At 60.4% G+C, this 13,122-nt stretch carries 11 protein-coding genes and 1 tRNA gene; 11 read left to right on the top strand and 1 reads right to left on the bottom strand.

Going from position 1 to position 13,122, the window contains the following annotated elements:
- Positions 1 to 49: 49 nt before the first annotated feature.
- Both carB and greA read left to right on the top strand, forming a co-directional pair.
- Positions 50 to 3,265 (top strand): carbamoyl-phosphate synthase large subunit, encoded by a 3,216-nt coding sequence (gene carB, locus JL474_RS17990; RefSeq protein WP_123636135.1) that lies wholly within the window; start codon positions 50 to 52, stop codon positions 3,263 to 3,265.
- A 5-nt stretch (positions 3,266 to 3,270) separates the two neighbouring features.
- A complete protein-coding gene (greA, locus tag JL474_RS17985) occupies positions 3,271 to 3,750 on the top strand; it encodes a transcription elongation factor GreA (protein ID WP_123636134.1) in 480 nt (159 codons plus the stop codon).
- 75 nt (positions 3,751 to 3,825) lie between these two features.
- On the opposite strand, the gene yhbY is transcribed toward greA, so the two are convergent.
- A complete protein-coding gene (gene yhbY, locus JL474_RS17980) occupies positions 3,826 to 4,137 on the bottom strand; it encodes a ribosome assembly RNA-binding protein YhbY (protein WP_203143150.1) in 312 nt (103 codons plus the stop codon).
- A gap of 185 nt (positions 4,138 to 4,322) precedes the next feature.
- Here yhbY and rlmE point away from each other — a divergent pair, with 185 nt between their 5' ends.
- The 9 genes from rlmE (at position 4,323) to nusA (ending at position 13,114) form a co-directional block, all read left to right on the top strand.
- Positions 4,323 to 4,946, top strand: a complete 624-nt coding sequence (gene rlmE / locus JL474_RS17975) for a 23S rRNA (uridine(2552)-2'-O)-methyltransferase RlmE (RefSeq protein WP_203143149.1) — start codon at positions 4,323 to 4,325, stop codon at positions 4,944 to 4,946.
- Positions 4,947 to 5,132: 186 nt separating this feature from the next.
- Positions 5,133 to 7,079, top strand: coding sequence for an ATP-dependent zinc metalloprotease FtsH (ftsH, locus tag JL474_RS17970; RefSeq protein WP_123636131.1), 1,947 nt, complete (start codon positions 5,133 to 5,135; stop codon positions 7,077 to 7,079).
- Between the two features lie 111 nt (positions 7,080 to 7,190).
- Positions 7,191 to 8,045: a dihydropteroate synthase gene (gene folP / locus JL474_RS17965; RefSeq protein ID WP_407944070.1), complete on the top strand. Its 855-nt coding sequence runs from the start codon at positions 7,191 to 7,193 to the stop codon at positions 8,043 to 8,045.
- The gene (gene glmM, locus JL474_RS17960) at positions 8,042 to 9,388 is read left to right on the top strand and encodes a phosphoglucosamine mutase (RefSeq protein WP_203143148.1); all 1,347 of its coding nucleotides are present in this window, start codon (positions 8,042 to 8,044) and stop codon (positions 9,386 to 9,388) included. Before folP ends, glmM begins: the two co-directional genes overlap by 4 nt.
- An 82-nt stretch (positions 9,389 to 9,470) precedes the next feature.
- Positions 9,471 to 10,217 carry a triose-phosphate isomerase gene (gene tpiA / locus JL474_RS17955; RefSeq protein WP_203143147.1) on the top strand — a complete coding sequence of 249 codons (747 nt, stop codon included), beginning with the start codon at positions 9,471 to 9,473 and terminating at the stop codon, positions 10,215 to 10,217.
- An 11-nt stretch (positions 10,218 to 10,228) separates the two neighbouring features.
- Positions 10,229 to 10,666, top strand: coding sequence for a preprotein translocase subunit SecG (gene secG, locus JL474_RS17950; protein WP_203143146.1), 438 nt, complete (start codon positions 10,229 to 10,231; stop codon positions 10,664 to 10,666).
- Positions 10,667 to 10,673: 7 nt separating this feature from the next.
- A tRNA-Leu gene (locus JL474_RS17945) sits at positions 10,674 to 10,758 on the top strand.
- Positions 10,759 to 11,115: 357 nt separating this feature from the next.
- The gene (gene rimP / locus JL474_RS17940) at positions 11,116 to 11,577 is read left to right on the top strand and encodes a ribosome maturation factor RimP (RefSeq protein WP_123636126.1); all 462 of its coding nucleotides are present in this window, start codon (positions 11,116 to 11,118) and stop codon (positions 11,575 to 11,577) included.
- 43 nt (positions 11,578 to 11,620) lie between these two features.
- Positions 11,621 to 13,114 carry a transcription termination factor NusA gene (nusA, locus tag JL474_RS17935; protein ID WP_123636125.1) on the top strand — a complete coding sequence of 498 codons (1,494 nt, stop codon included), beginning with the start codon at positions 11,621 to 11,623 and terminating at the stop codon, positions 13,112 to 13,114.
- The last annotated feature ends 8 nt before the right edge of the window (positions 13,115 to 13,122 follow it).

Genomic DNA, 13,122 nt, shown 5'->3' with positions numbered 1-13,122 from the left:
GCGGCCAATGCTGACGACTGACTCAAGCTGCTGACAGGTTTACTGAGAAATGCCAAAACGTACTGATATCAAGAGCATCCTGATCCTGGGTGCCGGCCCCATCGTCATCGGGCAGGCGTGTGAGTTCGATTATTCCGGGGCCCAGGCGTGTAAGGCGCTGCGCGAGGAGGGTTACCGGGTCATCCTGGTGAACTCCAACCCGGCGACCATCATGACCGATCCGGCGATGGCCGATGCCACCTACATCGAGCCGATCACCTGGAAGACGGTGTCCAAGATCATCGAGAAGGAGCGTCCGGACGCGCTGCTGCCCACCATGGGTGGCCAGACCGCGCTGAACTGCGCGCTGGATCTGGAAAAGCATGGCGTGCTGGCGGAGTTCGGTGTGGAAATGATCGGCGCCAACGCCGACACCATCGACAAGGCCGAGGATCGTGACCGTTTCGACCAGGCAATGAAGGCCATCGGCCTGGAGTGTCCGCGCGCATCCCTGGCACACTCCATGGAAGAAGCCCTGCAGGTGCTCGACAACATTGGCTTCCCCTGCATTATCCGCCCGTCCTTTACCATGGGCGGCTCTGGCGGCGGTATCGCGTATAACCGGGAAGAGTTCGAGGAGATCTGTGAGCGTGGCCTGGACCTGTCGCCCACCAACGAGCTGCTGATCGACGAGTCCCTGATCGGCTGGAAGGAATACGAGATGGAGGTCGTTCGGGACAAGAACGACAACTGCATCATCGTCTGCGCCATCGAGAACTTCGACGCCATGGGCGTGCACACGGGCGACTCCATTACCGTCGCCCCGGCCCAGACCCTGACCGACAAGGAATACCAGATCATGCGGAACGCCTCCCTGGCGGTCCTGCGTGAGATCGGTGTGGAAACCGGCGGTTCCAACGTCCAGTTCGGCATCAACCCGGACACCGGCCGCATGGTGGTGATCGAAATGAACCCGCGGGTGTCCCGCTCCTCGGCGCTGGCCTCCAAGGCCACCGGCTTCCCGATCGCCAAGGTCGCCGCCAAGCTGGCCGTGGGCTACACCCTCGACGAGCTGCAGAACGACATCACCGGCGGCGTGACCCCGGCCTCGTTCGAGCCGAGCATCGACTATGTGGTCACCAAGATCCCCCGGTTTACCTTCGAGAAATTCCCCCAGGCCGACGCCCGCCTGACCACCCAGATGAAGTCCGTGGGTGAGGTCATGGCCATCGGCCGGACCTTCCAGGAATCCGTGCAGAAAGCCCTGCGCGGCCTGGAGGTGGGCTCTGAAGGCTTCGAGGAGATGGTCGACGTCACCACCGAGGACGGTCGTGAGACGCTGATCCAGGAAATGAACGTACCCGGCGCCCAGCGCATCTGGTACATCGGCGACGCCTTCCGCGCCGGCATGACCGTGGACGAGATCTACCGCCACACCAAGGTGGATCCCTGGTACCTGATCCAGATCGAGGATCTGATCAAGGAAGAAGCCGCGCTGAAGACGGCCGGCAAGAGCGACATCGATCACGCGACCCTGTTCCGCCTGAAGCGCAAGGGCTTTTCGGACTCGCGACTGGCCAAGCTGCTGAGCATTTCCGAGTCCAGCCTGCGCAAGCACCGCCACGACCTGGGCATCCGCCCGGTCTACAAGCGGGTCGACACCTGTGCGGCGGAATTCGCCTCCTCCACGGCCTACATGTACTCCACCTACGAGGAAGAGTGCGAAGCCGAGACCTCGGACCGCAAGAAGATTGTCGTCATCGGCGGCGGTCCCAACCGGATCGGCCAGGGCATCGAGTTTGACTACTGCTGTGTCCACGCCGCCTTCGCCATGCGCGAAGACGGTTACGAGACCATCATGATCAACTGCAACCCGGAAACGGTCTCCACCGACTACGACACCTCCGATCGCCTCTACTTCGAGCCGATTACCCTGGAGGACGTCCTGGAAATCGTAAACCTCGAGAAGCCGGCGGGCGTGATCGTCCAGTTCGGCGGCCAGACGCCGCTGAAGCTGGCCCGGGGGCTGGAAGCGGCCGGCGTGCCGATCATCGGCACCACGCCGGATGCGATCGACCGCGCGGAAGACCGTGAGCGCTTCCAGCAGATGATCAATCGCCTCAACCTGCGCCAGCCGCAGAACGCGACCGTGCGCAGTCATGAGGAAGGCGTGCTGGTGGCCCGCGAAATCGGCTACCCGCTGGTGGTGCGTCCGTCCTACGTCCTGGGCGGACGGGCCATGGAAATCGTCTACGACGAAGAAGAGCTGGTGCGCTACATGCGCAACGCGGTGCTGGTCTCCAACGACAGCCCGGTGCTGCTCGATCACTTCCTCAATGCCGCCATCGAGGTGGATATCGATGCGGTCAGCGACGGCAAGGACGTGGTGATCGGCGGCATCATGCAGCACATCGAACAGGCCGGCGTACACTCCGGTGACTCCGCCTGCTCGCTGCCGCCGTACACGCTGCCCAAGGCGGTGCAGGACGAAATGCGCGAGACCGTCAAGCGCATGGCGATCGAACTGGAAGTCGTCGGCCTGATGAACGTCCAGCTGGCCTGGCAGGACGACACGATCTACGTGATCGAAGTAAACCCGCGGGCCTCGCGCACCGTGCCGTTCGTGTCCAAGGCCATCGGCGTGTCCCTGGCCAAGGTCGCCGCGCGCTGCATGGCGGGCATCAGCCTGCAGGAGCAGGGCTTCACCGAAGAGGTGGTGCCCACGTACTATGCGGTGAAGGAGTCGGTGTTCCCGTTCAACAAGTTCCCGTCGGTGGATCCGATCCTGGGGCCGGAAATGAAGTCCACCGGTGAGGTGATGGGCCTGGGTGACAGTTTCGACGAGGCGTTTGCCAAGGCGTCACTGGCGTCAGGCACCCGTCTGCCGGACAAGGGCACGGCCTTCATCTCCGTACGCGATGTGGATAAGCCGGGTGCGATTACCGTCGCACGCGACCTGATTGACGCGGGATTCCGCCTGGTGGCCACCACGGGCACCGCCGCGGCCCTGAAGGACGCGGGAATCGAGGTCGAGCGCGTGAACAAGGTACGTGAAGGTCGGCCGCACATCGTGGACGATATCAAGAACGGCCAGATCCAGCTGATCATCAACACCACAGAAGGGCGCAAGGCGATCTCTGATTCAGCCCAGATCCGCCAGTCTGCGCTTCAGCACAAGGTGACCTACACAACCACGCTGGCAGGTGGCGAAGCCTTCTGCCGCGCCATTAAATTCGGACCGGAGCGGACAGTACGTCGGCTTCAGGACTTGCACGCAGGAATTTGAACGTTATGAACAATCGAGTGCCGATGACGGTGAGCGGTGAGGCGGCGCTTCGTGCCGAGCTGAAGAAGCTCAAAAGCGAAGATCGCCCCCGCGTTATCGAAGCCATTGCCGAGGCCCGTGAGCACGGTGACCTGAAGGAAAACGCGGAATACCATGCCGCGCGTGAGCAGCAGAGCTTCATCGAAGGCCGGATTCAGGAGATCGAATCCAAACTGTCTGCCGCCCAGATCATTGACGTTACCAAGATGGATAACACCGGTAAGGTGATCTTCGGTGTGACCGTCAAGCTGATCAACGTGGATACGGACGAGGAAGTCCAGTACCAGATCTGCGGCGAGGATGAGGCGGATATCAAGGCGGGCAAGCTGTCCGTTACGTCACCGATCGCCCGTGCCCTGATCGGCAAGAACGAAGGTGACGTGGTTGCCGTTCGTGTGCCTTCCGGCACCGTCGAGTATGAAATCGAGGCCGTTGAGCATCTTTGATCGCTGGCCTGAATGCAAAAAAGCCGGCGTCAGCCGGCTTTTTTGTGTGTCCCGAATCCCGAAAGGTCCTGGTGCTCAATCCTTGTAGCGTTGAAGGTTCGACAGCTTGGGATTGGGTTTCTCAGCCCGACGCAGGATGACGGCGTTCTTGCCGATCATCTGCACCAGTTCCGCGCCGGCTTCCTGGCAGACCGCCTCAATCGCCGCCTGGCGCTCATTGCGATCCGGGCTGGCAATTTTCACCTTGATCAGCTCGTGATCATTCAGGGCGCGATCCAGCTCCTGTTGCAGGCCTTCGCTCAGCCCCTTGTCGCCGATAATCACGACCGGCTTCAGGTGATGGGCTATGGCGCGATAGGCGCGCCGTTGTTCGGGCGACAGGCTCATAATTCAGTCTCTTTATCAGTACGATTTAAAATGTCGGGCGGCAGTCACTGCGCCGATCCCGTATAATCGACGAATTGTAGCAGCACGCCTGCGGGCGGTGAATCGCTGTCACTACGTATTATTAGGCAGGGTAACTTCGGGCATTTTAGCGTTTCCGCCGCCCTGTCTGTTACTGGAGGTTCGATTTGGCGCGTTCCAAATCCAGCAAGCGCTGGTTGAAAGAGCATTTTGACGACGAATACGTCAAACGTTCGCAGGTCGACGGTTATCGTTCTCGGGCGAGCTACAAACTGATTGAACTGGACGATAAAGACCGTTTTTTCAAGCCAGGGCAAGTGGTTGTGGACCTCGGCGCGGCGCCGGGCGGTTGGTCACAGGTGGCAATGGAGCGCATCGGGCACAACGGTCGGGTCGTGGCCAGTGACATCCTGGACATGAATCCGATTGCCGGTGTGGACTTCCTGCAGGGGGATTTTACGGAGCAGTCCGTATTGGACGAATTGCTGGATTTACTGGGTGAGGCGCGAGCCGACGTTGTAATTTCGGATATGGCCCCCAATATGAGTGGTATGCCTGCCGTTGATATTCCCAAGGCGATGGATCTGGTGGAGCTGGCGCTGGATATGGCCAAGCAGGTCCTGAGGCCGGACGGCGTTTTTGTGGCAAAGGTATTCCAGGGCGAGGGCTTTGATTCCCTGCTCAAGGATATGAAAACGAATTTCAGGACCGTCGTGAGTCGCAAGCCGGGAGCCTCCCGGTCCCGTTCTCGCGAAGTCTATCAGGTGTGTCGCGGTTTTCGTGGCGCCTGAAACGCTCGCTAATAGGTTGCTGTCGGCGACAGGTCGTCTCCGGACACTGCGCCATTCCTAGTTAAGGGGCGTACAATTGATGTAAGGTTGAGGTAGAAGGGGTTGCCGGCTTGACATCCGGTTATCTTCTTGCGGGGCGGCCCCGGCGGTGGCCCTTACATTCACAGGTGATGATCCTTGAACGATATGGCTAAAAATCTGGTTCTCTGGCTGATCATAGCAGCCGTCCTGCTCATGGTTTTCCAAAACTTCTCTCCGACGACGAGTGGACAGCAGGTCAATTACTCCCAGTTCGTACAGATGGTGCAACAGGGACAAGTCAAGCAGGTGACGGTGGACGGCCTGGAGATCCAGGGTGTGCGTGAAGACAACACCCGTTTCCAGACGATTCGCCCGCAAGTGCCGGATAACAAGCTGATGGACGATCTGCTTGCCAACAATGTCGAGATTGTAGGTAAGGAGCCGGACCGTCAGAGCATCTGGACACAGTTACTGGTCGCTTCGTTCCCGATCCTGATCATCATCGCGCTGTTCGTGTTCTTTATGCGACAGATGCAGGGCGGTGGTGGCGGCAAAGGCCCCATGTCGTTCGGCAAGAGCAAAGCTCGCCTGATGAGCGAGGACCAGATCAAGACCACTTTCTCTGATGTCGCCGGCGTCGACGAGGCGAAGGAAGACGTCAAGGAGTTGGTGGACTTCCTGCGGGATCCGAGCAAGTTCCAGCGTCTGGGCGGTCGCATCCCGCGCGGCGTCCTGATGGTTGGCCCGCCGGGTACCGGTAAAACACTGTTGGCGAAGGCCATTGCCGGTGAAGCCAAGGTGCCGTTCTTCTCCATCTCCGGTTCCGATTTCGTGGAAATGTTCGTGGGCGTGGGCGCCTCCCGTGTCCGTGACATGTTCGAGCAGGCCAAGAAGCAGAGCCCCTGTATCATCTTCATCGATGAGATCGACGCGGTCGGTCGTCACCGGGGGGCTGGCCTGGGCGGTGGTCACGATGAGCGTGAGCAGACCCTGAACCAGCTTCTGGTTGAGATGGACGGTTTCGAAGGCAACGAAGGCGTGATCGTCATCGCCGCCACCAACCGTCCGGATGTCCTGGATCCGGCGCTGCTGCGCCCGGGCCGTTTCGATCGTCAGGTGGTGGTCAACCTGCCGGACATCATTGGTCGCGAACAGATCCTCAAGGTGCACCTGAAGAAGGTGCCGCTGGCCGACGGCGTCGATCCGAAAGTGATCGCCCGCGGTACGCCCGGTTTCTCCGGTGCGGATCTGGCCAACCTGGTGAACGAGGCGGCGCTGTTTGCGGCGCGCCGTAACCAGCGCCTGGTCTCCGGGGAGGAGCTGGAACTGGCGAAGGACAAGATCATGATGGGCGCCGAGCGCAAATCCATGGTCATGAACGAAAAAGAGAAGCTCAACACCGCGTATCACGAATCCGGTCACGCGATTGTCGGGCGTCTCGTGCCGGAACATGATCCGGTGTACAAGGTCAGTATCATTCCGCGCGGCCGGGCACTGGGTGTCACCATGTTCCTGCCGGAAGAGGATAAGTACAGCCACTCCAAGCGCTATCTGATCAGCTCGATCTGCAGCCTGTTCGGCGGCCGTATTGCCGAAGAGCTGACGCTGGGCTTCGAGGGTGTGACCACCGGTGCGTCCAATGACATCGAGCGTGCCACATCGCTGGCCCGCAACATGGTGACGCGCTGGGGGCTTTCCGAGAAGCTGGGTCCGCTGCAGTACGATACCGACAGTGAAGAGCCGTTCCTGGGTCGCTCTGCCGGTCAGAGCCACACGGTCTACTCGCCGGAAACGGCCCAGCGAATCGACGAGGAGGTGCGCTCCATCATCGACGACTGTTACGAGACGGCGCGCAATCTGCTGATCGAGAATCGCGACAAGCTGGAAATGATGGCCGACGCGCTGATGCGTTACGAGACCATCGATCGCTACCAGATCGACGACATCATGGCCGGCAAGACGCCGCGTCCGCCGCAGGGCTGGAATGGCCCGGGTGCCGGTGGCAATGCGCCGGACGATGAAGCGTCACCGGCAGCGAGCCCGGCGTCCGGTAGCGGTGACTCCGGTCGTCGCCCCGGCGAAGGCATCGGTGGTCCCGCTGGGGAGCACTGACCAACGCTGTCGGGTTCGTCCCGAGCGATAGAAAGACCTTCAAACGCCGTCCCGCGGGACGGCGTTTTTCATTGTGGGAAGCGTGTTTTTGGGTCGCGCTTCGACGTACCAATCAACAAGAGGATGCTGCCGATGGAAATGAACTTTGCCGGACACAAGATCGACCTCGCCCATCCCCAGGTGATGGGCGTCGTTAATGTAACGCCGGATTCCTTTTCCGACGGCGGCCGTTTCAATCAGCTTGATACGGCGCTGGCACAGGCAGAAAAGCTGGTGCGGGAAGGCGCGGCGTTTATCGATATCGGCGGCGAGTCGACCCGGCCGGGCGCGGCGACGGTCAGCGTCGACGAGGAGCTGGATCGCGTCTGTCCGGTGGTCGAGGCGATCAGTCAGCGCCTCGACGTGGCCATTTCCGTGGACACCAGTACCCCTCAAGTGATTACCGAGAGCGCACGGTTGGGTGCTGGTCTGGTCAACGACATTCGGGCGCTCACCAAAGACGGTGCGATGCAGGCCGCAGCGGACGCCGGTATCCCCGTGTGTCTGATGCACATGCAGGGCGAGCCGGGCACCATGCAGCAGGCGCCGCATTACGACAACGTGGTGGCCGAGGTGTCACGATTCCTGATGGACCGGGTCGCTGTCGCCAGGGAGGCTGGCATCCCGGCGGAGCGGATTATCCTCGACCCCGGTTATGGCTTCGGCAAGAACCTGGAGCACAATCTGGTATTGCTGGAGGCGCTGGATCAGATGCATGCGCTGGGTTACCCGCTGCTGGTGGGGATGTCGCGCAAGACCATGCTGGGCCAGATTACAGGCCGGGATGTGGCAGACCGGTTGCCTGCGAGCCTCGCAGTCGCGACAATAGCCGCCATGAAGGGGGCCGCGATTATACGCGTGCACGATGTCAGGGAAACCGTGGATGCCGTTAAAGTGGTGTCCGCGCTGAAGGAAGCGACTGCATGAGCGAGCGCAAATATTTTGGAACCGATGGCATCCGTGGGCATGTGGGCACATCGCCCATCACGCCGGATTTCATGCTCAAGCTGGGCTGGGCCGCGGGCCAGGCTTTCAAGCAGGATGGCCAGCGCAACCGGGTGCTGATCGGCAAGGACACCCGCCTGTCCGGCTACATGTTCGAGTCGGCCCTGGAAGCGGGGCTGTCTGCCGCCGGTGTGGACGTGTCCCTGCTGGGGCCCATGCCGACGCCGGCGATCGCCTATCTGACCCGGACCTTCCGGGCCTCGGCGGGCATCGTCATCAGCGCGTCCCACAACCCGCACGAAGACAACGGCATCAAGTTCTTCTCGCCGCTGGGCACCAAACTGAACGACGCCGTGGAAGCGGAAATCGAATCCTGGCTGGATCGCGATATCGAGGTCTGTGCGCCGGGAGAATTGGGCAAGGCGTCGCGCATCGACGATGCGCCCGGACGTTACGTGGAATTCTGCAAGAGCACGGTGCCCAATGCCTTTACGCTGGAAGGCATGCACATCGTGCTGGATTGCGCCCATGGTGCGACCTACCACGTGGCGCCCAAGGTCTTTCGGGAGCTGGGGGCGAAGACCAGCGTCATCGGCAATAATCCGGACGGGCTCAATATCAACCTCAAGGTGGGGTCTACCCATCTCGATGCCTTGCGCGCTCGCGTACTGGAAGAGCAGGCCGATCTGGGGATCGCCTTTGATGGGGACGGCGACCGGGTCCTGATGATCGATCGCGATGGCTCGATGATCGATGGTGACGAACTGATGTTTATCATCGCGTCGCAGCGTCAGGTCGAGGGTCGACTCCAGGGGGGCGTGGTCGGTACTCTGATGACGAACCTCGGGGTGGAGTTGGCGCTGAAAGAGCGCGGTATCCCGTTCGAGCGGGCCCAGGTGGGCGATCGCTACGTGATGGAAAGATTGGTGGCCAATGATTGGCAGATCGGCGGCGAAGGCTCTGGTCACCTGGTGGTCCGTGATTGTACGAGCACCGGCGACGGGATTGTCTCGGCCTTGCAGGTCCTGCTGGCCGCCTGGCGTTCCGGAGAGGCGATTTCGGCGCTGCGGCAGGGGATGAGCCGTCTTCCGCAGGTGCTGATCAATGTGCGTGTGGACGAACGGTTTGATCCGCTGACCCGGCCGGACATCGCGGAAGCGGTGAAGGCGGCCGAGGCGTCCATGGGGGCGACCGGACGCGTATTGCTGCGGGCCTCCGGAACCGAGCCGTTGATCCGGGTCATGACCGAAGGCCAGGATGAATCCGAAATGCGGCAGTGGGCTGAAAAACTGGCAGACGTGGTGAAATCCTCCCCATCCGTCTGAAAATTATCCGGGGGTGTGCCATCGGTTGTGTCCGTTGACGGACTGCTGTATAGTGCGCCCTCCCTTGAAATGAGGGTTGTTGATGCGACGCAGGATTGTAGCAGCCAACTGGAAAATGAACGGCTCCCAGGAGCTGGCCAAGTCACTGGTTGGCGACGTGCGCAAAGGCATTGCCGCGCTTGATAATGAAGCGGAGGTTGTTATCATTCCTCCCGCTCTTTATGTCGCAAGCGTTCAGCAGCTTCTCGATGGGGTTGCCCAGGTTGGCGTGCAGAACATCGCTGCCTGGGAATCCGGCGCTTACACCGGCGAAATTTCCGGGAAAATGGCTGCGGATGTCGGTTGCGGTTACGCCGTCGTCGGTCATTCAGAGCGTCGGCAGCTCTTCGGTGAATCCGATGCGGTTATTGCCGAAAAGGTCGGTCAGGGAATTGCGGCTGGCGTGCAGATTATCCTTTGTGTTGGTGAAACGCTGACGCAAAGAGAAGCGGGGCTGGCGGTTGAAGTGGTCAGTGCCCAACTTCGGGAAGCGCTCAAAGACGTTTCCGGAGAACAGTGGAAGCAGGTTGTTGTGGCCTATGAGCCGGTCTGGGCGATCGGAACGGGCAAGACAGCAACGTCGGAAGACGCCCAGGCCGTGCATCAGGCCATGCGCTCGCAGCTGAGCGAGATGGGAGCTCCGGCACAGGACATGACGCTGTTGTACGGTGGTAGCGTTAAGCCGGACAACGCCAAAGAATTGTTTGCTCAGCCCGATATAGACGGCGGCTTGATTGGCGGTGCTTCTTTGAAGGCATCGGATTTCCTCGCCATCTGCAAGGCGATTTAAGAGAGTTTGATATGGATTGGATTGAAACACTGGTTGTCGTAGCGCACGTCGTGATTGCGGTGGCGCTGGTGGGCCTGGTCCTGATCCAGCAGGGCAAGGGCGCCGATGCCGGTGCAGCCTTTGGTGGTGGCGCCTCCCAGACCGTGTTTGGTAGCCAGGGTAGCGGCAGCTTCCTGACGCGCGTGACCACCTTTCTGGCGATCCTGTTCTTTGTGACGAGTTTTACGCTGGCTGTGTTTGCCAAGCAGCGCGCCGAAGTGGCGGGCGAAACAGGCATCCCGACAGTTCAGCAGGCGCCGGCCGCGGCGCAGGAAAAACAGGCAGCCGACGAGCAGGACCACGCTCCGGCGGCCAAGGGCGGCGAAGCGTCTGATGCGTCAGGCAGCGCTGCCCAGAGTGAAGGTTCTGAAGCCGGCAGCGGTGATTCCTCGCTGCCTGAGCTTGAGTAAGGTTGTTGCCGAAGTGGTGGAACTGGTAGACACGCTATCTTGAGGGGGTAGTGGCGTAAGCCGTGCCGGTTCGAGTCCGGCCTTCGGCACCATTATTAGAAACGGCTTGGAATACCAAGCCGTTTTTTTTGGTCAGTCCTTGACCAGTGTTGTCGGCGTCCTTATACTCCGGCGATTATTGCAGTGGGTATCGGCTGCGTCCGGTCCCGCTCAGGCAGGCCAGGTGTCTGTCGGCAGAGAAGCGTAATGTTGATGTTCTCTGGCACGTAACGACTTCAGGAGGCCCCGCGTTATCTGGGGCCTTTTGGTTCAGGGGCCTGGCGCATGGGCCCGATTGTACGAAAAAGGGCTGATTAACAGGCCCTTTTTTTGTTTGTGCGACATGTAAAGGCGGCATTGAAAACGGCTTGGCCGCTCAATATCGCCCGAATAGTGGAGATGACAGCAACTTGTCAGCCAAGGTAAAGCAACTCGAAGACATCCTGGTGCCGGTCATTGAAGGACTGGGATATAACTGCTGGGGGATTGAATTTCGGTCTCAGGGCCACAAGTCAATGCTCCGGATCTTTATTGATGATGCCGAAAACGGCATCAGCGTCGAGGACTGTGAAACGGTCAGTCGGCAGGTCAGCGGTGTGCTGGATGTCGAGGATCCGATCCAGACCGAGTACACCCTCGAAGTTTCCTCGCCCGGTATGGACCGGCCGCTGTTCCGACTGGAGCAGTATGCGGCCTGGGCCGGGCACATGGTCAAAATCCGCCTGCGTATGGCGTTCGAAGGACGTCGCAAATTCGAAGGGCTCCTCAAAGGTGTTGAAGGAAGCGATGTCGTCGTGATTGTCGACGAGCATGAGTATCTGCTTCCCGTCGACAGTATCGAGAAAGCCCACATCGTTCCGGTTTTTGAGTGATTCGTTTGACTGCAAGTCTAAGGGTTAAGGGCAGGGCAATCTGATGAGTAAAGAGATCTTGCTGGTAGTTGAAGCCGTCTCCAACGAGAAGGGAGTGGAAAAAGAGGTCATTTTCGAGGCCATCGAACTTGCCCTGGCGACAGCAGCCAAGAAACGTTACGAAGACGAGGAAGCGGATATCCGCGTCCAGATCGACCGCAAAACCGGCGACTACGAAACCTTCCGTCGCTGGCTGGTGGTGGACAACGAAGCCGTGCCGGCGCTCGGTACCGAGCTGACCATGCAGGAAGCCGAGGAGATTGACGACAAGCTCCAGCCGGGCGACATGCATGAAGAGAAGGTGGAATCGGTGGCCTTTGGTCGCATTGGTGCCCAGGCGGCCAAACAGATCATCTTCCAGAAGGTCCGTGAAGCCGAGCGCACCAAGATCGTCGACAGCTACCGCGACCGGGTCGGTGAACTGGTATCTGGTACCGTCAAGAAGGTCACCCGCGACAATGTAATCGTCGATCTCGGTGCCAATGCCGAGGCGTTGCTGCCCCGCGACCAACTGATCCCGCGCGAGACGTTCCGCATGGGCGACCGGGTTCGGGCGCTTCTGTTGGAAATCCGCACCGATCATCGCGGGCCGCAGCTGATCCTCAGCCGTACCAACCCGGCCATGCTGATCGAGCTGTTCCGTATCGAGGTGCCGGAGATCGCCGAAGACCTGATCGAAATCCGCGGTGCCGCGCGCGATCCGGGCTCCCGGGCCAAGATCGCCGTCAAGACCAACGACCGTCGTATCGATCCGGTGGGTGCCTGTGTCGGTATGCGCGGCTCGCGCGTGCAGGCGGTATCCAACGAACTGGGCGGTGAGCGAGTGGATATCGTCCTGTGGGACGACAACCCGGCGCAGCTGGTGATCAACGCCATGGCGCCGGCGGAAGTGGCCTCCATCGTGATGGACGAAGACCGCCAGACCATGGAAGTGGCCGTCGCCGAGGACAACCTGGCCCAGGCCATCGGCCGTAATGGCCAGAACGTACGGCTGGCCAGTGAGCTGACCGGCTGGACACTCAATGTCATGACCGAGGAAGAGGCCGGTGAACGTCAGGAGCAGGAATTCAACCGTCTGCTGAATCACTTCACCGATAACCTCGATGTCGATGAGGAGCTGGCCGGCGTCCTGATCGAAGAAGGCTTCACCACGCTGGAAGAAGTCGCATACGTGCCCATGGATGAGATGCTGGCCATCGAAGGTTTCGATGAAGACACCGTGACCGAACTGCGTCGTCGCGCCAAGGATCGCCTGCTGAACCAGGCCCTGGCCAGCGAAGAGGCCCTGGAGGGCAATGAGCCTGCCCAGGACCTGCTGGACATGGAAGGCATGGATCGCGCGCTGGCTTTCAAGCTGGCCGGCATGGGAGTGCGGACCATGGATGACCTGGCAGAGCAGTCTGTCGACGATCTCATGGACATCGAAGATATGGATGAAGAGCGCGCGGGCCAGTTGATCATGACCGCACGTGCGCCCTGGTTCCAGGACCAGGAATAATCGGGAGA

The sequence above is a fragment of the Marinobacter mangrovi genome (assembly GCF_016798325.1).
GTDB lineage: Bacteria > Pseudomonadota > Gammaproteobacteria > Pseudomonadales > Oleiphilaceae > Marinobacter_A > Marinobacter_A mangrovi.
Note: the sequence above shows the minus strand (reverse complement) of the source record. Positions and strands in the feature narration are given on the sequence as shown.